This window comes from Lacrimispora struthionigena, from assembly GCF_048627165.1.
Lineage (GTDB): Bacteria > Bacillota > Clostridia > Lachnospirales > Lachnospiraceae > Lacrimispora.
Window position 1 is genome coordinate 1,790,686 of record NZ_JBMBWP010000002.1, and the last position, 20,293, is coordinate 1,810,978.

The 20,293-nt window shown below is 44.3% G+C and carries 19 protein-coding genes, 1 riboswitch and 1 other annotated feature; of the genes, 12 read left to right on the plus strand and 7 right to left on the minus strand.

Annotation, left to right across the window (positions count from 1 at the left end; all coding sequences use genetic code 11):
• Window positions 1-180 precede the first annotated feature (180 nt).
• The 5 genes from ACOAOT_RS17440 (at window position 181) to ACOAOT_RS17460 (ending at window position 6,922) form a co-directional block, all read left to right on the plus strand.
• Complete coding sequence (locus ACOAOT_RS17440) at window positions 181-1,101, plus strand: sugar-binding transcriptional regulator (protein WP_420218148.1); 921 nt, start codon at window positions 181-183, stop codon at window positions 1,099-1,101.
• A 28-nt stretch (window positions 1,102-1,129) separates the two neighbouring features.
• Window positions 1,130-2,695: an autoinducer-2 kinase gene (gene lsrK / locus ACOAOT_RS17445; RefSeq protein WP_420218149.1), complete on the plus strand. Its 1,566-nt coding sequence runs from the start codon at window positions 1,130-1,132 to the stop codon at window positions 2,693-2,695.
• A 20-nt stretch (window positions 2,696-2,715) separates the two neighbouring features.
• The gene (locus tag ACOAOT_RS17450) at window positions 2,716-3,066 is read left to right on the plus strand and encodes a cupin domain-containing protein (RefSeq protein ID WP_277409084.1); all 351 of its coding nucleotides are present in this window, start codon (window positions 2,716-2,718) and stop codon (window positions 3,064-3,066) included.
• Between the two features lie 256 nt (window positions 3,067-3,322).
• Window positions 3,323-5,998, plus strand: a complete 2,676-nt coding sequence (locus ACOAOT_RS17455; RefSeq protein WP_420218150.1) for a calcium-translocating P-type ATPase, PMCA-type — start codon at window positions 3,323-3,325, stop codon at window positions 5,996-5,998.
• A gap of 54 nt (window positions 5,999-6,052) precedes the next feature.
• Window positions 6,053-6,922: a helix-turn-helix domain-containing protein gene (locus tag ACOAOT_RS17460; RefSeq protein WP_420218151.1), complete on the plus strand. Its 870-nt coding sequence runs from the start codon at window positions 6,053-6,055 to the stop codon at window positions 6,920-6,922.
• A gap of 84 nt (window positions 6,923-7,006) precedes the next feature.
• On the opposite strand, the gene ACOAOT_RS17465 is transcribed toward ACOAOT_RS17460, so the two are convergent.
• The 7 genes from ACOAOT_RS17465 to proC form a co-directional block, all read right to left on the minus strand.
• Window positions 7,007-7,915, minus strand: a complete 909-nt coding sequence (locus tag ACOAOT_RS17465; protein WP_420218152.1) for an AEC family transporter — start codon at window positions 7,913-7,915, stop codon at window positions 7,007-7,009.
• A 5-nt stretch (window positions 7,916-7,920) separates the two neighbouring features.
• Window positions 7,921-9,144, minus strand: coding sequence for an NAD(P)-dependent oxidoreductase (locus ACOAOT_RS17470; protein ID WP_420218153.1), 1,224 nt, complete (start codon window positions 9,142-9,144; stop codon window positions 7,921-7,923).
• Between the two features lie 272 nt (window positions 9,145-9,416).
• Window positions 9,417-9,941, minus strand: coding sequence for an adenine phosphoribosyltransferase (locus ACOAOT_RS17475; RefSeq protein ID WP_420218154.1), 525 nt, complete (start codon window positions 9,939-9,941; stop codon window positions 9,417-9,419).
• A gap of 118 nt (window positions 9,942-10,059) precedes the next feature.
• Window positions 10,060-10,947 (minus strand): site-specific tyrosine recombinase, encoded by an 888-nt coding sequence (locus ACOAOT_RS17480; protein ID WP_420218155.1) that lies wholly within the window; start codon window positions 10,945-10,947, stop codon window positions 10,060-10,062.
• A gap of 220 nt (window positions 10,948-11,167) precedes the next feature.
• Entirely contained in the window at window positions 11,168-11,767 is a 600-nt protein-coding gene (locus ACOAOT_RS17485) for a stage II sporulation protein M (RefSeq protein ID WP_420218156.1), read from the minus strand.
• A 58-nt stretch (window positions 11,768-11,825) separates the two neighbouring features.
• Complete coding sequence (locus ACOAOT_RS17490) at window positions 11,826-12,374, minus strand: NUDIX hydrolase (protein WP_420218158.1); 549 nt, start codon at window positions 12,372-12,374, stop codon at window positions 11,826-11,828.
• A gap of 29 nt (window positions 12,375-12,403) precedes the next feature.
• Window positions 12,404-13,198 (minus strand): pyrroline-5-carboxylate reductase, encoded by a 795-nt coding sequence (gene proC, locus ACOAOT_RS17495; RefSeq protein ID WP_420218159.1) that lies wholly within the window; start codon window positions 13,196-13,198, stop codon window positions 12,404-12,406.
• 141 nt (window positions 13,199-13,339) lie between these two features.
• Window positions 13,340-13,603: a binding site (T-box leader), on the plus strand.
• A 77-nt stretch (window positions 13,604-13,680) separates the two neighbouring features.
• Between proC and ACOAOT_RS17500 the strand changes: the two genes are divergently transcribed.
• From ACOAOT_RS17500 to trpA, 7 genes are read left to right on the plus strand one after another with little or no spacing between them, the layout of a single operon-like run.
• A complete protein-coding gene (locus ACOAOT_RS17500; RefSeq protein ID WP_420218160.1) occupies window positions 13,681-15,162 on the plus strand; it encodes an anthranilate synthase component I family protein in 1,482 nt (493 codons plus the stop codon).
• Entirely contained in the window at window positions 15,162-15,731 is a 570-nt protein-coding gene (locus tag ACOAOT_RS17505; RefSeq protein WP_420218161.1) for an anthranilate synthase component II, read from the plus strand. The genes ACOAOT_RS17500 and ACOAOT_RS17505 overlap by 1 nt, the downstream gene beginning before the upstream one ends.
• Before the next feature lie 13 nt (window positions 15,732-15,744).
• Window positions 15,745-16,764: an anthranilate phosphoribosyltransferase gene (gene trpD / locus ACOAOT_RS17510; RefSeq protein WP_420218162.1), complete on the plus strand. Its 1,020-nt coding sequence runs from the start codon at window positions 15,745-15,747 to the stop codon at window positions 16,762-16,764.
• Complete coding sequence (trpC, locus tag ACOAOT_RS17515) at window positions 16,761-17,567, plus strand: indole-3-glycerol phosphate synthase TrpC (RefSeq protein WP_420218163.1); 807 nt, start codon at window positions 16,761-16,763, stop codon at window positions 17,565-17,567. The genes trpD and trpC overlap by 4 nt, the downstream gene beginning before the upstream one ends.
• Window positions 17,554-18,237, plus strand: coding sequence for a phosphoribosylanthranilate isomerase (locus tag ACOAOT_RS17520; RefSeq protein WP_420218164.1), 684 nt, complete (start codon window positions 17,554-17,556; stop codon window positions 18,235-18,237). The genes trpC and ACOAOT_RS17520 overlap by 14 nt, the downstream gene beginning before the upstream one ends.
• The gene (gene trpB, locus ACOAOT_RS17525; RefSeq protein ID WP_420218165.1) at window positions 18,183-19,367 is read left to right on the plus strand and encodes a tryptophan synthase subunit beta; all 1,185 of its coding nucleotides are present in this window, start codon (window positions 18,183-18,185) and stop codon (window positions 19,365-19,367) included. The genes ACOAOT_RS17520 and trpB overlap by 55 nt, the downstream gene beginning before the upstream one ends.
• On the plus strand, window positions 19,360-20,133 hold the full coding sequence (gene trpA / locus ACOAOT_RS17530) for a tryptophan synthase subunit alpha (RefSeq protein WP_420218166.1): 774 nt from the start codon (window positions 19,360-19,362) through the stop codon (window positions 20,131-20,133). The genes trpB and trpA overlap by 8 nt, the downstream gene beginning before the upstream one ends.
• Before the next feature lie 37 nt (window positions 20,134-20,170).
• Window positions 20,171-20,279: riboswitch (TPP riboswitch) on the plus strand.
• Window positions 20,280-20,293 lie beyond the last annotated feature (14 nt).

Below are 20,293 nucleotides of genomic sequence, written 5' to 3' on the forward strand. Positions count from 1 at the left end.
TTATAATTTCTATATTATTTAGTAATAATAATTTATTTTATAGGAATTTTATCAGGATGATCATTTTTATCTCAGCACTATTGACAGATGATATGCCAATTGCTATACTACGTTTAGTTGCAAACATTTTATTTTATTAACAACTTTTGTGACAATCTTAAGAAACCGGGGATAAACAGAATGAATTACGAAGAATCACTTATTGTTAAGACAGCATGGTACTATTATATCGAAAATATGACCCAGCAGAAGATTTCCGACAAACTTGGCATTTCCCGCATGAAAGTAATAAAGCTGTTAGATAAGGCAAGGCAGAACGGAGTGATACAGTTTAAGATCTCTCAGGAACGCAGCCATCACCTTCAGGCAGAACAGGAATTAATTAAAAAGTGGAATTTAAAGGATGCCTTTGTAGTCCCCTCCTCTCCTGATGATTCCTGTGCCAACGATACCGTTGCCAAAGCAGCCGCCATGTACATTAACGACCGGATTACAGAAAATACTTATATCAATATAGGATACGGAGATACCTTAAGCCGCGTCTTAAATCAGCTTGCAACCGTGGCAGAAGCGCCCCTTTCCGCTGTTTCATTAACAGGGGGAGTCGGGTATTATCTTCCCAATACCTTTTCCAGTGTATTTAATACAAAACTGTATTTGTATCCCGCTCCTTTAATCGTTTCAACAAAAGAACTGTGCAGTCAGTTAAGGCATGAGCCATCCATTCAGGAAATCTCCCGGATGGTGAATCTGGCTTCCATGACAGTAATCAGCATTGGAGGAATTAACGAGGACGCGACAATTATAAAGAATGGAATTTTCACCAAAAACGACTTTCTCTATCTTTCCATGCAGGGAGCCGTGGGAGATCTTTTAAGTCATTTTATTGACAAGGATGGAAATCCCGTTGAAACAGATATTGAAGAGCGGCTATTAAGCACTCCTCTGTCCACACTTCGGGCACTGCCTAATGTAATTGGCGTGGCAGCTGGAAGCAGCAAGGTTAAAGCAATCCGGGCATCCTTAAAAGGCGGATATTTAAATACACTGATTACCGATGAAGAAACTGCACTGAGCCTGCTTAACGAAGATCCCGGTTGATATTAAAAATCAAAATGGAGGTGTCTGCATGTCATCAAATTATCTTTTCGCAATTGACGCTGGAACAGGGAGTGTACGTGCCGTACTGTTTGACTTAAAAGGGAGTCAGATCGCCTGTGTTCAGGAGGAATGGGAACACAAAGAAGATCCGGATTATCCGGGCAGCATGGATTTTGACTGGGTGCAAAACTGGGAACTTACCGCGTCCTGTATCCGCAGGGTAATCAGTGAAAATAATGTAAATCCCAGGGAAATCGCCGCAATATCCACTACCTGTATGAGGGAAGGTATTGTTCTTTATGACAAAGAAGGCCGCGAAATCTGGGCCTGTGCCAATGTCGATGCCAGAAGTAATGATGAAGTAGAACAGTTAATCCAAAACGACCCTGAACTGGAACGCCTTTTGTATCAGGAATCGGGACAGTCCTTCGCCCTGGATGCCATTCCAAGACTTCTCTGGGTGAAAAACAAGCTGCCGGACCGATACGAAAAGGCCGCATACTTAGGGATGTTTAATGACTGGCTTATCTATAAATTAACGGGAATTCTGGCTGTTGAGCCAAGCAACGGCTCTACTACCGGGCTTTTTCGCCTGGCCTCCCGGACATGGAATCCGGAAATTAATGAAAGATGCGGATTACGGACTGACTTGTTCCCTCCCGTAAAGGAATGCGGCACTGTGATTGGAAAGACCATGGCCGGGTTACAGCCTTCTACCGGACTTCCTGAGGGCATACCTGTGGTGGCTGGGGGCGGTGATGCCCAGCTTGGGTGTATTGGTGTGGGAGTGGTAAATCCCGGTGAAGCCGCCGTGTTTGGCGGCAGCTTCTGGCAATATGAATACAACACCGATACTCCCATTATGGATCCGGACTGCCGTGTCCGGGTTAACTGCCATGCCATTCCTTCTCTCTGGCAGTACGAAGCGCTGGCATTTAAGCCAGGACTTGTGATGCGCTGGTACAGGGACAGCTTCTGCAGTGCTGAAAAAAAGCTGGCAGCAGAAACCGGCAGAAATGTTTACGATTTGTTAAATGAAGCAGCCGAAAAGATACCGGCAGGCTGTTATGGGATGATGTGTGCATTTTCAGATATTATGAATTTTATGAAATGGAAACATGCAGCTCCCTCTTTCTCCAACTTTGAACTGGACTCAGCCAGATTTAATCATTATACCTTTTACCGTGCAATCCTTGAAAACACAGCTCTTGTCACAAAAGGGCATCTGGAGCTTGTACAAAGCACAACCGGTAATCTGCCGGAGGAAATAACCTTTGCGGGAGGCGCTGCCAACAGCCATTTATGGGCGCAGATTCTATCGGATGTGCTGGGGATTCCGGTTAATATCCCAAAAGTAAAGGAAGCCACCGCCTTAGGGGCTGCAATTATAGCAGGTTATGGAATTGGTTTATACCCGGATATCCGGGAGACAGCCAAGGATCTTGTTGTAATTGAGGAACGCATCACACCCGATATGGAAAAGCATAAACGATACGGAGAAATCTATGAAGCATGGAGAGAATTTTATAAAATGCAATTAACGCTGTGCGACCGCAGGATAACCAAAAACATGTGGGCTGCCCCAGGCCTGTGAACAAAAAGGAGGGAATAAGTATGTATATCATAAATGAATCGGAACGGGAATATCGGTTTGGAGACAGCGGACCAAAATATCTGATGAAAGGACCACGGATGAATTTTGCAGTGGTGCAGTTTCAGCCCGGCGAGGACTTTACCGCACATTATCACAATGTGATGGAGGAGAATTTCTTTATTCTGGAAGGGGAAATAAAGATTGTTGTGGATGGAGTGACTTACCATCTAAAACAGGGAGATTTCATACATATTGAACCAACGGAAACCCATTACTGCTTCAATCCGTTTGAGGTCAGTGTAAAGATGATTTCTACCCTGGCTCCCTATCAGGAATCGGATAAAGTAGAATTGAAAGATTATACGTTTTAATTTCCTTTAAACTGTTCAAAAAACTTGACAATCTTTGATATAATGTGGCATAATATTGGGACAATATAAAATACTCGTGAGGGAGTAGTTTGCGCAGGTAATGCGTGTCAAGTCAACATACTGACCAGGAACGGTCTGGCTTGTACTTAATAAACGAGACTCATGTATAGCTATCACAGCTATACTGGGTCTCTTTTTGAACTCGTGTATAGCGATGCTGTACGCGGGTTTTTTATTTTGTAAAACAGGAGCATGTATGGAGGAAAAAATGCAGGAATTTTTAGAGTCAAAACAGGAACTGATAAAACGTCTGGGCTCAGATGAGACCACCGGATTATCAACATCTCATGCGGAGAAAAACAGGGAACAATATGGCACTAACGTATTAACAAGAGAAAAACCCGAATCTCTTTTTAAACGTATCTTAAGCGCATCCAGTGAGCCCATGATTCTGATGCTTATTATGGCGGGAGTCATTGCACTGATCGTTAATATTATTCGTGCTACCACCGGATCTGAAGCGGATTTTCTGGAATGTGTGGGAATCTTCGCCGCTATTTTTCTTTCCGTTTTAATCACCGTTGTTATGGAAGGAAAAAGCGCCAAAGCATTTGAAGCTCTATCCAAAATCAGTGACGATACCATGATTAAAGTATTGAGAAATGGTGATACCACCATGCTGAGTCAGAAAGAACTTGTTGCAGGCGATATTGTTCTTCTCTCAACAGGAGACAAGATTCCTGCCGATGGAAGACTTTTGCTAAGTTCAGGACTGGCTGTGGATGAATCAGCTTTAACAGGAGAAAGCGTACCTGCAAAAAAAGATGCAGAGTACATCATTACCGATGAAAAGACACCTCTTGCGGAACGCGCCAACATGCTGTATTCAGGGAATTACATTACCAGCGGATACGGGAAAATGCTGATTACGGCAGTGGGTGATCAGACAGAAATAGGAAAAATAGCAAAAGAACTGACTGGAACAGATCGTACAAGCACACCCCTTCAGGAAAAACTGGCTCGTTTAGGCAAAACAATTACCATACTGGGAATTATTGCAGCTGCTGTTGTGTTTATCTCTGAGCTGATTTCCTTTGCAATCACCGACGGACTTCATCTGGAAGAAGTGCTTAACGCATTTGTTACCAGCATTGTCCTGATTGTAGCTGCAGTTCCGGAAGGACTGCCTACCATCGTAGCCGTGTCACTCTCCATTAATATTATCAAACTTTCCAAGCAGAATGCGCTGGTCAAAAAAATGATTGCCTCTGAAACTGTGGGGTGTATTAATGTGATCTGTTCCGATAAAACAGGAACACTGACAGAGAATAAAATGACAGTTTCGGCATTTTACGATGGCACCTGGCATGACCGGACCAATGAACTTAATTCAGACTGGCTCATACACAATGTCTGCCTTAATACAACAGCGGACATTTCCCAGGATGGAACCTTTATTGGAAACCCGACTGAGTGTGCCATGCTGAATTTTTATGAAAGCTCAGCTGCCCGTGGGACAAGCGGAAAGTCCTATAAGGACGAGCGTAATGATCATGATGTCCTGCATGCATTTCCATTTTCCTCTGAGTTAAAACATATGACTACAATCAGCAAGGTTGATGGAAAAATCATCTCCTATGTGAAAGGAAGTCCGGAGTGTGTATTTGCCATGTGTGCCCTTTCTGATCAGGAAAAGGCTGAAATAGAGCATTATATTACCAAATCTCAGGAAAAAGCCATGCGTGTTATTGCCTTCGCTCATAAAGAGCTGGATCAGATGCGCAATTATGAGGAAGACCATCACCACGCAGCCATGGAAACTGATATGAAGTTTGATGGTTTTGTGGCGATTTCAGATCCCCTGCGTGCCGATGTATACGAAGCTGTTAAAAACTGCCGCAGTGCCGGGATTGACTTAAAAATACTTACCGGCGATAATATTGTTACGGCAAAAGCCATTGCTGATGAACTTCACATTTTAAATGGAGACCGGATTGCCGTAGAAGCAAAGGAAATCAGTGAACTCAGTGACGACCAGCTGCTCAAACTGCTTCCCAGAATCAGTGTTATTGCAAGAAGTACTCCCACGATTAAAATGAGAGTTGTTAAGCTTTTAAAATCACAGGGTAATGTTGTTGCTGTAACAGGAGACGGCATCAATGATGCTCCGGCACTGAAAAATGCCGACGTGGGAATTGCCATGGGAATATCCGGAACGGAAGTTTCAAAAGAAGCCAGTGATATCGTACTTCTTGATGATTCTTTCTCCACAATTGTAAAAGCAATTGCCTGGGGAAGGGGAATCTACGAAAACTTCAAGCGTTTTATCCAGTTTCAGCTGACTGTTAATGTCTCCTCTGTAATCGTGGTGTTTACATCAATTCTGCTAGGACTGAAAGCTCCATTTACCGCTTTGCAGCTATTATGGATCAACATTATTATGGACGGCCCGCCTGCTCTTACCTTAGGACTGGAGCCCATCTATGACGATTTAATGAGCCGCACTCCCACCAAGCGCAGTGATAACATTCTGTCACGGGCTATGTTTTACCGGATCGGTTTAACTGGCTTATATATTTCTGTGATCTTTTTATGCCAGTATGTATTTAACTTTTTAGGAGCTTCAAACGAAGAAACAGGTACGGTATTATTCACATTATTTGCATTATTTCAGTTGTTTAACGCATTTAACTGCAGAGAACTTCACACCACCAGTATCTTTAAGCATCTGCTTCAAAACAGGATTATGCTCCTTGTAATTTCCATAACCTTTGTTTTGCAGATTTTAATTATCCAGTTTGCAGGAGCATTTTTCGGAACCATTCCTCTGGGAATCACCATGTGGGCAAAATTGTTATTACTCAGTTTCAGTGTGATTGTGGTTTCTGAACTTATAAAGGTTGTGCTGCGACAGACAGCTGAGCAAAAATAGTCGAGAAACATTTCCCTTCGTAATGTAGAATGGGTACTGTAAGGTGGTGAAACGATGGAAGAACAAATGGAAGCTGTTCAACGGATGCAGGATTATATCATGGATCATTTGTCAGAGGATATCACACTGGCCGCTCTGGCAGATGTATCTTATTTTTCACCGTGGTATTCTTACCGTCTCTTTGTGCAGCACACGAATCTGACTCCGGCAAACTATATCCGGCGATTAAGGCTTTCCAGGTCTGCAATTCAGTTAAGGGATAAGTCCTGCAAGGTTATTGATGTAGCGGCTGAACTGGGGTTTGGAAGTGTTGACGGATATCAGCGGGCATTCTTTCGGGAATTTGGCTGTAACCCCGGAGATTATGTGAAAAGACCTGTTCCTCTCTATCTATTTACCCCCTATGGTGTTAAATACCGTGCATTAAGAAGGGAGAAACAAATGGGATCTGTGAGAACTATTTTTATTCAGGAAATAGAAAAGCCAAAACGTAAGGTATTAATCAAAAGAGGAATCAAGGCAACTGATTATTTTGCGTATTGTGAAGAAGTCGGATGTGATGTGTGGGGACTTTTGCTTAGCATCAAATCCATAAGCGAGGAACCGGTCTGTCTCTGGCTGCCTAAATCCTATATTACGCCTGGAACTTCGGAATATGTACAGGGTGTGGAGGTACCGGCTGATTATGACGGCGTAATTCCAGACGGCCTGGATGTGATTGAACTTCCCGCAGCAAGATATCTAATGTTTAAAGGCGAACCCTTTGCAGAGGAAGATTACTGTCAGGCGATTGAAGAGCTTCAGGAAGCCAGAAAAAAATATGACCCCTCTGTGATCTGTGCGCAATGGGATTTCTCTAACCCACACATTCAGCTGGAACCATTAGGACAAAGAGGCTATGTGGAGCTTTGGCCCATTAAATAATTCTTTTAATGTATCAACAGGAAAACGGCATCTACTCAGGAAAAGAGCAGGTGCCGTTTTATCATTTCACTATAATTTACCGAATTATAACACCATACACCAAAGTGGAATGGTCACAAGTGATAGCAGGGTTGTCACCACCACACATTTGGTTGCAAAGATATAGTCTCCGTCATATTTAGCCGCCAGTATGGCAGTGGTGCTCCCTGCAGGCATACCAGTAAGCAGCACGGACACGCCGGATATCATAGGGCGCACAGGAAAGAGGCGGCAGCAGATAAATACCAGAAAGGGTATAAAAAACAAACGGATCAGGGTATATTTCATAATCCCTTTATCAAGGATACTTCCCGCCTTTACCTCTGCAAGAATGGTTCCGATTAATATCATGGAAACAGTTGTAGTACAGCCGCCCACATTTTTAATGGTATTCTCTAAAAATACCGGCATTGATATCTGGGTAATCATAAAAAACAGACCAATATACACTGCAACGATACATGGGTGAGTAAGAACTTTCTTTACCACTGTCTTCCTGTCCGGGCTTTCCGTAAAATAAGAGACCCCTGCAGACCACATGACAATTCTCTGGGGAACCAGGAAGATGGACGCATACATTAATCCTTCGGCTCCGTAAACCCCTTCTGCTATTGGATTTCCCATAAAACCGGCATTGGAGCAGACGGTTCCATACTGAAGCACCTTCTTTCGCCGGTCCGGCTCCTTATTATAAAAGGTATTAGCTATGATCAGACAGCCAAACTGAATCAGTGTGGCAATCAGCAGTATGACAGCAAAACCTTTTAATATATCCAGATTAAATTCAATGAGAAAGGAACTTATTATATTGCATGGCAGGATGAGATCAATCACCAGATCGGTCAGCACCTGTTTTGCACTGTCTGGCAGGATTCCCAGTTTCCTTAAAATCACTCCGGCTGCAACCAGTAAAAAAAGCATACCCTGCAGGTTTATAAGACTGCTATTTATCATATTTATCACTCTTCTTTAGATTTCATATATTCATCCATGGCTTCTGCCACAGTTTTTGAGTAGGCCACAGCCTCTACCACGGTTCTGGCTCCTAATACTACATCTCCCGATGCAAATATACCGGGTATGGTAGTCTGACCGTTGTCGTCTGTCATGAGAAGACCATTCTGACTGGCTTTCAGGCCTTCGGTGGTATTCACCAGTTTGCTCTTTGGCCCCTGGCTGACAGAAATAATGGTGGAGTCAGCAAAAAAAAGTTCCCGCTCTTCCCCCTGGCCAATTGCTTTTCCTGTTTCATCATGAATGACACTTACAAATACAGGACCATCATCTGTAATCTCCACAATCTGCTTTCCAAACTGGAAGTCCGCTCCGTCAAGCTTTGCATAGGCAGTTTCATGCTCACTGGCATTGCTCACGGTTCCTCTTGCATAAAGCGTTACTTTTCTGGCACCATGACGGATTGCCGTCCTTGCCACATCCATGGCGGAATTGCCCATTCCAATAATAGCAACGGTATCTCCCAGATTATATGCATCGGGATTGGCAAGATAATCAATGGCATAATGGACATTGCCCAGAGATTCTCCCTTTACACCCAGTGTTTTCGGTCTCCACACACCGGTACCGATAAAGATACTCTGATATCCGTCACGAATTAAGTCCTTTATTTCCAGCGCTGTTCCTATGGCTGTGTTGGGACGAATCTTCACTCCGATTTCCAGAAGCTTTTTCTTGTAACGCTCCAGTATGGATTTGGGAAGGCGGAATTCTGGAATTCCGTACTGTAAAACCCCTCCAACCTTATCTCTGGCATCAAAAATCGTCACACTGTAGCCCTTTTTAGTCAGGAGAATTGCAATGGTGATACCGGCTGGTCCTGCACCGATTACTGCCACCTTTTTTCCGTTTTTCGGCATGCATTCAATTTTTAACTTATCAAAAACAGTATCGGAAATGTAATTCTCAATACTGCTGATGTGGACTGGCTGGCCTTTTTTTCCCATTATGCAGTGGCCTTCGCACTGTTTCTCATGATTACACACCAGGGAACACACCAGGGACATGGGATTATTTTCAAATACCATCTCTCCCGCTCTGTTTAAATCCCCTTCTTTAAATGCCTGAATCATCTGGGGAATGGCAGTCTGTATGGGGCACCCCTGCCGGCATAATGGTTTTTTGCAGTTTAAGCATCTGTTTGCTTCATCAATTACATGTACAGCCATAATTTATTTTCCTTTCGCTTTTGCTCTCTATTGTTGTTCCATTTAAAATTGTTCTTATGTTGCACATTGTATACAATTCAATGTGTTGGACACATCATATCACATTCAAAATAAGAAAATCAATAGACATGTATCATGTACAAAAAAAAATAAATTATGTCAAAAAAATATCGAATTTACCTGGCTTTCTTCAGAAAAAAAGAGAATCCAAAGCTCTTTGTGCACCTGTAAAAAACAGGCAGCAAAAAACCTTAAATTCTCTTACCAGGTGATTATTTACCTTCGTAGATAATCATCGCATCTACATCATATCCCTTAAGTCTGTCTCTACCGTTTAATCCGGCAAGTTCCATGATAAAACAGATCTTAACCACTTCGCCGCCCAGTTCTTCCACCAGCTTAATGATCGCTTCAATGGTTCCTCCGGTTGCAATCAGGTCATCGATAATAACCACTTTCTGTCCTGGTTTAATGGAATCCTTGTGAATCTCTACGGTAGCTTTGCCGTATTCCAGTTCATAATCAGCAGAAAGAACTTCTCTTGGAAGCTTCCCCTTCTTACGCACAGGTATAAAGCCTTTGTGTTCTGCATAGGCTACCGGCACGCCAAAAATAAAGCCTCTGGACTCAGGCCCGATTACAGAATCATATTCCACTCCTTTTAACATCTGACGAACGCCATCCACAGCCATGGAAAGTCCGTCCGGGTCTTCCAGAATGGTAGTCACATCACGGAATACGATTCCTGCCTCCGGGAAATCCGGAATGCTTGTGACATAATCTTCTAATTTCTTCATCTTCTATCCCTCATAATCATAAAATTTTCCTGCAGCTTTTCACGCCGACTCACCTATTATAGCGCAAAGAATCTATACAGGCAAATATTGTTTTATATTCTTCTCTATAATATTCCGGCTAACTTCTTGGGTGAGCCCCTGCATAGGTGCGCCGCACGGTTTCTTTCTGGGCATAGTTCATATACATCTGTGTTGTTGCCATATCAGAATGACCAAGCATAGCCTGTACTGCATGTATATCCGCACCGTTGCGAAGCAGATGAGCGGCAAATGAATGTCTTAAGGTATGAGGGGTAATATCGGATTGAATGCCCGCTTTATCTCCGTAAAACTTGATGATCTTCCAGAATCCCTGGCGGCTCATGGGCTTCCCGCTGCAATTGGTAAACAGCCAGTCCGATTCCTGCCCTTTTAAAAGAGCTTGTCTCCCCCGTTCTATATACGCGGAAAGAGCCAGCTTGGCTACCTTGCCAAAGGGTATCATCCGTTCCTTATGCTCGTCCCGGCATGTAATATATCCCACGGACAGATTCACATCCCTGCTTTCTAAATGAATCAGCTCTGATACCCGGATTCCCGTAGCGTAAAGAAGCTCTAACATGGCACGGTCCCTTAACTCCTTGGGGGAATCTCCGCAGGGCTGGCTTAACAGACAGTTCACCTCGTCCACTGACAATATGGTAGGCGCTTTCTTCTCGACTTTTGGCGCTTTTAACAGCTCTGCCGGATCTTTGGGAATCAACCCTTCTCTGCATTCATAATGGAAAAATGCTTTCATGGAAGCCAGACAGCGTGAAATGGTAGTAGTCGCTCTGCCTTCTTTTTCCAGAAACAGGATATAGGAATTCAGACTGGTCTTCGTCACCTTGTCCACTTCCATGATTCCCTGCTGCCCCAAAAAAGAAGCCATCTGAATCAAATCTCTCTGGTATGACACCTCAGTGTTTTTTGATGTTTTTTTTATCTCTCTTAAATAAATAATAAAATGATTAATATCGGCTACCATTTCAATATCCCCTGACCTTCCGGTTTCGAAAAATGCCCTAAAATAAGGCTTCTTCCTAACATTATATAGACTATTTTCGATAAAATCAAACACATTTTTTGAGCAGAAAAAGCACTTTACATAATATATACTAGATGTTGGTGGCATGCTCCATTATTTCGCAAGATATGGTAACTTTTAGTTAATCATTTTACTATATTTTTTTTCGTGAATTCCCATTTTACAGGACATATTTCAGGAAAACAGGATTCATCCAGGTCTCCAGAGCACTTCCCATGATGCACAGAAGAAGGATGAAAAAAAGCACGGCAACCCGAAACCGTTTCCCTTTCTGAACGCCCCAGTACAATAAAAGAATCCAAAGCGGCAGATAACAAAGCCATTGGGGCATTACTGTCATGAAAAAAAACGGTAACCCCATTAATCCCTTCTGTACGGTAATGACAGACATGACAAATCCCATGGAGAAACCAAGTCCTGCTGTCATAAAACAGTATAAAACGGCAGCATACGCAGTCATTCCTATGAGCCATGCAACGAAAATCTGGATCAGTCTCTGTCTTAACACTTCTCCGAAGAGCCCTATCCCATTCTGCCCGTTTACACTTTTACTTCTGTTTAAAAGCCCCAGATAGTAAACGGCTTCATTTTCAAAAGAAGAATACCAGAAATTGGCAATCATAGTTCCTGCAATCAGTCCGATAAAAAAGCAGACCAGATACCGGTCATCTGCCCTGACTTTCCCTGGAACCTGAATATAGCTGCCTCTTAAGGCTCTTCTCTTTAGTCCTTGTCTCAAACGCAGCAAGTAATTAGCCATAAAAATCCCCCTACAGGTCTTGTCATAATTTATGCCTGCAGAGGGTCTGTTTATTCCCTTATTTTACATCATACTTCCTTGCATAGGCCAAAATAGCCGCAATGGTTTTTCCATCTGTAATCTCTCCCTGATAGATCTTTTCTTCCAGATCCTTTACGGTCCATTCTTCCACTTCAATATATTCATCTTCGTCTAAATTCTGAACGGAAGGCTCTAAATCCCGTGCCACAAAGATATCAATGACTTCATCACAGAATGCAACCGTAGTGTTGACTCTTATGAGAAATTCCAGCTTTTCTTTTTCTGTCTTGTACCCGGTCTCCTCTTCCAGTTCTCTGTGAGCGCAGTCAATCTTTGGCTCCTCAGGGAAGTTCAGTGCTCCCGCCGGCACCTCCAGCGTATACCGGTCCAGTGCATTACGGTACTGTCTGACCATAAGAATGGTCCCGTCTTTTGTAACCGGTACCACTGCTGCTGCCCCATTATGATGAATGAAGTCCCAGTGTGCCAGATGTCCGTTTGCATCTACCGTATCTTCGTATATTTTCAAAATGCTCCCCTGATATTTCAGGATTCTGTCTAATCGTTTTACCGGAAGCTGATCCATGTCTAGCTTCTCCTTTCCCTGACCTTTGTCTATATCTTCTCACATTTCTTAAAACAGGCATCTGATGCCTTAATCACCGCATTGCGGAAACCATATTCCTCTAACGCAGAAACTCCGGCAATGGTAGTTCCGCCTGGAGAGCAGACCTTGTCTTTCAGTGCTCCCGGGTGCTCCCCGGTCTCAAGCACCATTCTGGCACTTCCGACTACCGCCTGGGCTGCCATCTCATAAGCCGCATCACGGGGAAGGCCGTATTTTACAGCACTGTCAGCCAGTGCTTCAATAAACAGATAGACATAAGCAGGGGAACTGCCGCTGACACATACCACTGCATTCATCAGGCGTTCTTCTACAATTCTCATTTTTCCAAGGGAAGTGAATATGCTTTCAATGGCGTGCTTCTCTTCGTCTGAAAAGGCTTTTTCCTCATAGCAGACTCCTGTCATACCCTCTCCCAAAAGAGCAGGGGTATTGGGCATGGCACGTACCACTCTTTTTTCCTCTCCCAGTTTTTCCTTCAGCTGGGTGGTGGTAATTCCGGGTGCAATGGATATGATAACATTCTTTTCAGTTACAGTATCCTTAAGCTGCTCCAAAAGCGGATCAAAATACTGAGGTTTTACTGCCAGAACAATATATGTTGCAAGCTCCCCGCATTCCTGGTTTGATTTCACCCAGTCAATGCCAAGCTCCTTTGATACCTGGGCGCAGCGATCCTGATTCACATCAGTAAAAACAATATCCTCTTTTCCATATTGTTTCAATAATCCTTTGGCAATTGCGTATCCCATATTTCCAATTCCGATGATTCCTATCTTCGCCATCTGATATCCTCCTGCTAATTTACTGCTTTCAATTAGCACCATTCTAACACCATTTTTTCAAATGTCAATGAGGTTAAAATTAAATTTAAATTACGTATTGACATTTTCTTTCTGATCTCATATACTGTAGCAAAGCAAAGTAATAAACTGTTGAGCAGGAGTAAGTAAGATCTCTTCATCATGCACAGAGAGCTTCCGGTTGGTGAGAGGAAGCGTTGATGTCTGGTCTGAATGGACCTGCGAGGGCGGCTTGAAACCGGTGTATGTCTCCGGTAGTAGATGCCGACGGGTTTCCTATCCGTTATCAAGGGGAGGCACATGTTAGTGTGCTATAAGCGGGAGAATTTTATCTTCTCCAATCAGGGTGGTACCGCGGAACGTATATTTTAAGCTTCCGTCCCTCTTATCCATAAAACTATGGAAGAGGGACGGGAGCTTTTTTTGTTACAGAAAATTCTTATTCAGGAAAGGAGCCAGTAATTATGAACATTACACCGGATTGCAGGGAGATTGAAGCGCTTGGTGCTTCCTACCCTGTCATACCAGTCTGCAGGGAAATTTATGCAGACATTGTAACCCCCATCACGCTGCTTAGAAAAATCGGTGCATTAAGCAGTAAGTACTATTTGTTAGAAAGTATCGAGGGCGGCGAAAACTGGGGACGCTACTCCTTTCTTGGATATGATCCGGTCATGAAGATCAGCTGCAAGGATCATGTTGTTACCAAACGCCGTTATGACAGTAACGGAGGAGCAGCTCTTGATGAAATTATTCCCACTGACACTCCCTTTGAAATTCTCCGGGAAATTATAAAGGAATATCATTCTCCAAAAATTCCGGGACTTCCACCTTTTACAGGAGGCTTTGTAGGATATTTTGCTTACAGCATGATCGGATATGCGGAGCCTGTGCTGTCAATTAAAAAAGGGGACTGCAGCGATTTTGATCTCATGCTGTTTGATACGGTAATTGCCTATGATCATTTGAAACAGAAAATAAGCATCGTGGTAAATATGAAAACCGACCGGATTATGGAAAACTACGGAGCCGCCTGTACAAGACTGGAAAGCATTGCACGGATGATCGGAGAAAATACTCCTCTGAAAAAATCCACTGTACAGGGCAGACCGGATTTTCACTGCAATGTTACAAAAGAGGAATACTGCCGTATGGTGGAGAAGGCAAAAGATTACATTGTGGACGGTGATATTTTTCAGGCAGTACTGTCCAGACAATTTAAAAGCGAGTATCACGACAGTCTTTTAAATGCTTACCGGGTGTTAAGAACCACCAATCCCTCCCCTTACATGGTTTATCTTCACATGGATGAGACTGAAATTATCAGCACCTCTCCTGAGACTCTGGTCCGGTTAAAGGACGGCAGGCTGACCACCTTCCCCGTTGCCGGTTCCAGACCCAGGGGAAGCAGTGAAGAGGAAGACAGACAGCTGGAAGAGGAACTGCTTGCTGATGAAAAGGAGCTGTCTGAACATAACATGCTTGTGGATTTAGGACGGAATGATCTGGGGAAAATCGCAACGTTTTCCACGGTTGAGGTCACCGGATACAAGATGATCCACCGATTTTCCCGGATTATGCACATCTGCTCCCAGGTAGAGGCAGACATAAGACCAGACTGCGACGGACTTTCCGCAATCGAGGCAGTACTTCCTGCCGGCACACTCTCCGGTGCACCAAAGATTCGTGCCTGTGAGATTATTGAGGAGCTGGAGAGGGAACCAAGGGGCATCTACGGCGGTGCTCTTGGATACATTGATTTTACCGGAAACATGGATACCTGCATTGCCATACGAATGGCAGTGAAGAAAAATGGAACGGTAACCGTTCAGGCAGGCGGCGGAATTGTGGCTGACAGTGTTCCGGAGCTGGAGTATGAGGAATCTGGTAATAAGGCAAAAGCTGTAATCCATGCAATTGAAACGGCTGGGGAGGTGAATGACTGATGATACTGCTGATTGATAATTATGACAGCTTCTCCTATAATCTGGTCCAGCTGTTCGGTTCCATTGAACCGGATATAAAAGTTATAAGAAATGACGAACTGACGGTTGAGGAAATCCGCCTCCTGCACCCTTCCCATATCATACTTTCTCCCGGGCCGGGATACCCAAAGGATGCCGGTGTGTGCGAGACGGTGGTAAAGGAGCTTGCTGGAACGGTTCCCATTCTTGGCGTCTGTCTGGGGCACCAGGGAATCTGTGAGGTGTACGGGGCGAATATTACCCACGCAAAAAAACTGATGCATGGAAAGCAGAGTCTGATTGACATTGATCACTCAGATCCCATTTTTAAGGGACTTCCAGATACAATCCCTGCTGCCAGATACCATTCTCTGATTGCCAAAAAAGATTCCCTTCCGGACTGCCTGACTGTAATCGGAACGGATTCCATCGGAGAAGTCATGGCAGTAAAGCATAAGGATTATCCGGTCTACGGACTTCAGTTTCACCCGGAATCCATACTCACACCAGATGGAATGACTATATTAGAAAATTTTCTGACCATTATATAAAGGAGGTAACCCAATGATTCAAGAAGCAATCCATGAGATAATTGAAGGGCAGGACCTTAGTTTTGAAGCGGCAAGAGAGGTTATGAATGAAATTATGAGCGGAGAAACCACTCCCGCCCAGATGGCAGCATTTTTAACGGCTCTTCGCATGAAAGGTGAGACCATAGATGAGATCACCGCCTGCGCAACTGTTATGAGAGAGAAAGCCATGAAACTGGCTCCTGATTTTCCTGTTATTGATATCGTGGGTACAGGAGGGGATGAGGTGGGAACCTTTAATATCTCCACTACCAGCGCCTTTGTAGTGGCTGCAGGAGGCGTTCCGGTTGCAAAACACGGGAACAGAAGCGTTTCCAGTAAAAGCGGTGCTGCGGACGTATTAGAACAGCTGGGAGTTAATTTAAGTCTATCTGCAGAACAATCTGGTAAGGTCTTAAAAGAGACTGGTATGTGTTTTCTCTTTGCACAGACCCATCACTCTTCCATGAGGTATGCAGGTCCTGTGAGAAAAGAGCTGGGAGTCCGTACCATTTTCAACATTCTTGGGCCTTTATCAAACCCTGCAGGCGCCACTATGCAGCTGTTAGGTGTCTATGACAAAAAGCTGGTGGAACCCCTTGCTCAGGTGTTAAGTAATTTAGGTGTGAAACGAGGGCTTGTTGTCTGCGGATCAGATGGTCTGGATGAAGCAACTGTAACGGGTCCTACCCATGTCTGTGAGATCCGTTTCGGGGAGCTGATTCCCTATGAAATCACGCCGGAACAGTTTTCCTTAAGCCGCAGCAGCTTATCCGATCTGCTGGGCGGAACCCCTGCAGAGAATGCGGTAATCACGAAAGAAATTTTAAACGGAACCCTACGGGGTCCCAAGAGAGATATTGTGATTTTAAATTCCGCTCTCAGCCTTTACCTGGGTATTGATAACTGTACCATTTCCGACTGCATCAAAACTGCTGCTGACTTAATTGATTCTGGAAAAGCTGCTGCAAAGCTGGAGGAATTTGTGAAAGCAGTAAATGAGGTGGCTTTATGATTCTTGATACATTGGCGGCTGCCTCAAAGCAGCGGGCTGAGGCGGCAAAAATAACAATTCCAGTAAGCCAGATGGAGGAAATGGCATACATGGCATTTGAAGACGGAAAAAGGGAGTGTGATTTCTCTTTTGAAAAAGCCATCTCCTCTCCCGGAATCTCCTTTATCTGTGAAGTAAAGCGAGCCTCCCCCTCTAAAGGAATGATTGCACCTGATTTTCCTTACAGGGAAATTGCCATGGAATATGAAGAAGCAGGAGCTGATGCCATCTCTGTACTGACGGAGCCGGATTATTTTCTTGGAAAAGGGGAATATTTAACCGAAATCAGCCAGTCGGTTTCCCTTCCTCTTTTAAGAAAGGATTTTACCGTAGATCCTTATCAGATCTTTGAGGCAAAGGTGCTTGGTGCCTCCGCAGTACTTCTCATCTGCGCCCTTCTGGATACGGAAAAGCTGAAAGAATACATGAAAATCTGTGACAGTCTTGGACTCAGCGCTCTTGTTGAGGCTCATGACGAAGCAGAAATCCACAGCGCACTGACTGCAGGAGCCCGCCTGATCGGAGTCAATAACCGGAACTTAAAGACATTTGAAGTTGACTTTGAAAATTCGATCCGTTTAAGGGGTCTGGTGCCTGCTGGAACCGTTTTTATTGCAGAAAGCGGAATACAGACCGCCGATGATGTAAAACGGCTGTATCAGGCGGGAGTAAACGGAGTCCTGATCGGAGAAAGTCTGATGCGATCTCCAGATAAGAAAGTGATTTTACAGGAAATGAGGAAGGCTGCCAATGGTATACGCTGAAAAGAAAATCAAAATCTGCGGCCTTACAAGGAAGGAAGATGTGCTCGCCATTAACTGCTATAAACCGGACTATGCAGGATTTGTTTTTGCCCCCGGGAAACGGCAGCTCACCCCCAGGCAGGCAGCACTTTTAAGAAATGATTTACTCCCGGAAATCCCTGCTGTGGGTGTCTTTGTAAACAGCCCAGCTGACGAAATCATTTCCCTTGTAAAAAATGATATTATTCAGCTGATCCAGCTTCACGGGGAGGAAAGTGAAGCGGAAATTCTGGAACTGAAAGACAAATTAGACCGTCCGGTCCCCATTATTAAAGCTATCCGGGTACAGTCAGCAAAGGAAATTTTAGAAGCGGAAACACTTTCAGCCGACTATCTGCTTCTCGACTCCTATGTAAGAGGAATTCAGGGCGGCAGCGGAACAAGCTTTGACTGGACCATGATACCATCCATAAAAAAGCCCTGGTTCCTGGCAGGCGGCGTCGGTATGGCAAACATTGAAGGTGCTCTTAAAACAGAAGCTTTCTGCCTGGATGTCAGCAGTCTTGTTGAAACGGAAGGCAGAAAAGATCCGGAAAAAATAAAAGAAATCATACAAACAGTAAGGAGTGTAAAATTATGTCAAAAGGAAGATTTGGACAGCACGGCGGACAATTTATCCCCGAAACGCTGATGAATGCAGTGACGGAACTGGAAAAAGCATACAATGCCTGTATGCAGGATGAAGAATTTCTTGCAGAGTTAAAGGCACTTCATGAAACTTACACAGGAAGACCATCTCTTTTGTACTATGCAGAAAAAATGACAGAGGATCTTGGCGGTGCAAAGATTTATTTAAAGCGGGAAGATTTAAACCACACAGGATCTCATAAAATCAACAATGCACTGGGTCAGGTTCTCCTGGCTAAGAAAATGGGAAAAACCCGCGTTATCGCAGAAACCGGTGCTGGCCAGCACGGTGTGGCTACTGCTACTGCTGCAGCCTTAATGGGAATGGAATGCGAAATTTTCATGGGAAAAGAGGATACGGACCGCCAGGCATTAAACGTATTTCGTATGGAGCTTTTAGGAGCCAGGGTTCATCCGGTTACCAGCGGAACCCAAACATTAAAGGATGCGGTAAATGAAACCCTTCGGGAATGGACCAACCGAGTGGAGGATACCCACTACGTTCTGGGCTCTGTTATGGGACCTCATCCATTTCCCACCATTGTACGTGATTTCCAAAGCATCATCGGAAAAGAAGTCAGGGAACAGATCTTAAAAGCAGAAGGAAAGCTGCCCGATATGCTCATTGCCTGTGTGGGCGGCGGCAGCAATGCCATGGGCCTGTTCTATGATTTTATCGGAGACAGTTCTGTTAAGCTGGTAGGCTGTGAGGCTGCCGGACACGGCATTGACACTGATAAAAATGCTGCTACTATTTCCACTGGAACCGTAGGCATCTTCCATGGAATGAAATCCTATTTCTGCCAGGATGAGTACGGACAGATCGCTCCCGTATACTCTATCTCAGCAGGACTTGACTATCCGGGTATCGGACCCGAACACGCCGCACTGTTTGACACCGGCAGGGCTGATTATGTTCCTGTTACTGATAAGGAAGCAGTGGAGGCATTTGAATATTTATCCCGAAAAGAAGGAATCATTCCTGCCATTGAAAGCGCCCATGCAATCGCCTATGCCAGAAAGATTGCGCCTTCTATGGGAAAAGACCAGATTATCGTCATCAACTTATCCGGCCGTGGAGACAAAGATGTGGCCGCAATTGCTCGTTACAAGGGGGTAGAAATCTATGAGTAGAATCAGTGAAGCATTTTTAAAAGGAAAAGCATTTATTCCGTTTATTACAGCCGGGGATCCGGATCTTACCGTAACAGAGCAGCTGGTTCCTGCCATGGCAGAGGCAGGTGCTGATATAATAGAGCTGGGAATCCCTTTTTCTGACCCGGTTGCAGAGGGAATCGTGATCCAGGAAGCAGACCAGCGTGCTCTTGCTGCTGGCACGACTGCAGATAAAATTTTTGAATCTGTCACCCGTATACGGCAAAAAACAAATGTCCCTCTGGCGTTTATGACATACATTAATCCCATATTTGTATATGGAAGTGAGCGTTTTATTAAAAATGCGGCAGAATGCGGCATTGATGCTCTTATTGTGCCCGACATGCCTTTTGAGGAAAAAGAAGAGCTTCATCCCATCTGCCAAAAGTACGGGATTGACTTGATTTCTCTCATCGCACCTACTTCCAAGGAACGGATTACTGCCATCGCATCTGAAGCGGAGGGATTTGTTTACTGCGTTTCTTCCATGGGCGTAACCGGCGTAAGAAAAGAAATCACCTCGGATATCGAGGATATGGTTTCTCTGGTAAAAGCCTCCAAGGACCTCCCCTGTGCCATCGGATTTGGTATTTCAACACCGGAGCAGGCGAAGGAATTAAGTAAATATGCAGATGGCATTATCGTGGGAAGTGCCATTGTAAAGCTGGCTGCCTTGCATGGCAAAGATTGTGTAGCGCCGATTTGTGACTACATAAGAGAGATGAAATCTGCCATAACGAAATGATTATCTACTTGACATCCATATGTACCGGTGCTACACTAGTGCCACAAGAGGGAGCTCGTATGCGGGCTGAGAGGAAGTTATCAAACTTCGACCTTTATAACCTGATTTGGGTAATGCCAACGTAGGGATTTATACAAGACGGATGTATCTATCTGGGCCT

Coding starts and splice junctions, on each gene's coding strand:
- ACOAOT_RS17440 (WP_420218148.1), top strand. CDS start 181: ATGAATTACGAAGAATCACTTATTGTTAAGACAGCATGGTACTATTAT.
- lsrK (WP_420218149.1), top strand. CDS start 1,130: ATGTCATCAAATTATCTTTTCGCAATTGACGCTGGAACAGGGAGTGTA.
- ACOAOT_RS17450 (WP_277409084.1), top strand. CDS start 2,716: ATGTATATCATAAATGAATCGGAACGGGAATATCGGTTTGGAGACAGC.
- ACOAOT_RS17455 (WP_420218150.1), top strand. CDS start 3,323: ATGGAGGAAAAAATGCAGGAATTTTTAGAGTCAAAACAGGAACTGATA.
- ACOAOT_RS17460 (WP_420218151.1), top strand. CDS start 6,053: ATGGAAGAACAAATGGAAGCTGTTCAACGGATGCAGGATTATATCATG.
- ACOAOT_RS17465 (WP_420218152.1), bottom strand. CDS start 7,915: ATGATAAATAGCAGTCTTATAAACCTGCAGGGTATGCTTTTTTTACTG.
- ACOAOT_RS17470 (WP_420218153.1), bottom strand. CDS start 9,144: ATGGCTGTACATGTAATTGATGAAGCAAACAGATGCTTAAACTGCAAA.
- ACOAOT_RS17475 (WP_420218154.1), bottom strand. CDS start 9,941: ATGAAGAAATTAGAAGATTATGTCACAAGCATTCCGGATTTCCCGGAG.
- ACOAOT_RS17480 (WP_420218155.1), bottom strand. CDS start 10,947: ATGGTAGCCGATATTAATCATTTTATTATTTATTTAAGAGAGATAAAA.
- ACOAOT_RS17485 (WP_420218156.1), bottom strand. CDS start 11,767: ATGGCTAATTACTTGCTGCGTTTGAGACAAGGACTAAAGAGAAGAGCC.
- ACOAOT_RS17490 (WP_420218158.1), bottom strand. CDS start 12,374: ATGGATCAGCTTCCGGTAAAACGATTAGACAGAATCCTGAAATATCAG.
- proC (WP_420218159.1), bottom strand. CDS start 13,198: ATGGCGAAGATAGGAATCATCGGAATTGGAAATATGGGATACGCAATT.
- ACOAOT_RS17500 (WP_420218160.1), top strand. CDS start 13,681: ATGAACATTACACCGGATTGCAGGGAGATTGAAGCGCTTGGTGCTTCC.
- ACOAOT_RS17505 (WP_420218161.1), top strand. CDS start 15,162: ATGATACTGCTGATTGATAATTATGACAGCTTCTCCTATAATCTGGTC.
- trpD (WP_420218162.1), top strand. CDS start 15,745: ATGATTCAAGAAGCAATCCATGAGATAATTGAAGGGCAGGACCTTAGT.
- trpC (WP_420218163.1), top strand. CDS start 16,761: ATGATTCTTGATACATTGGCGGCTGCCTCAAAGCAGCGGGCTGAGGCG.
- ACOAOT_RS17520 (WP_420218164.1), top strand. CDS start 17,554: ATGGTATACGCTGAAAAGAAAATCAAAATCTGCGGCCTTACAAGGAAG.
- trpB (WP_420218165.1), top strand. CDS start 18,183: ATGTCAAAAGGAAGATTTGGACAGCACGGCGGACAATTTATCCCCGAA.
- trpA (WP_420218166.1), top strand. CDS start 19,360: ATGAGTAGAATCAGTGAAGCATTTTTAAAAGGAAAAGCATTTATTCCG.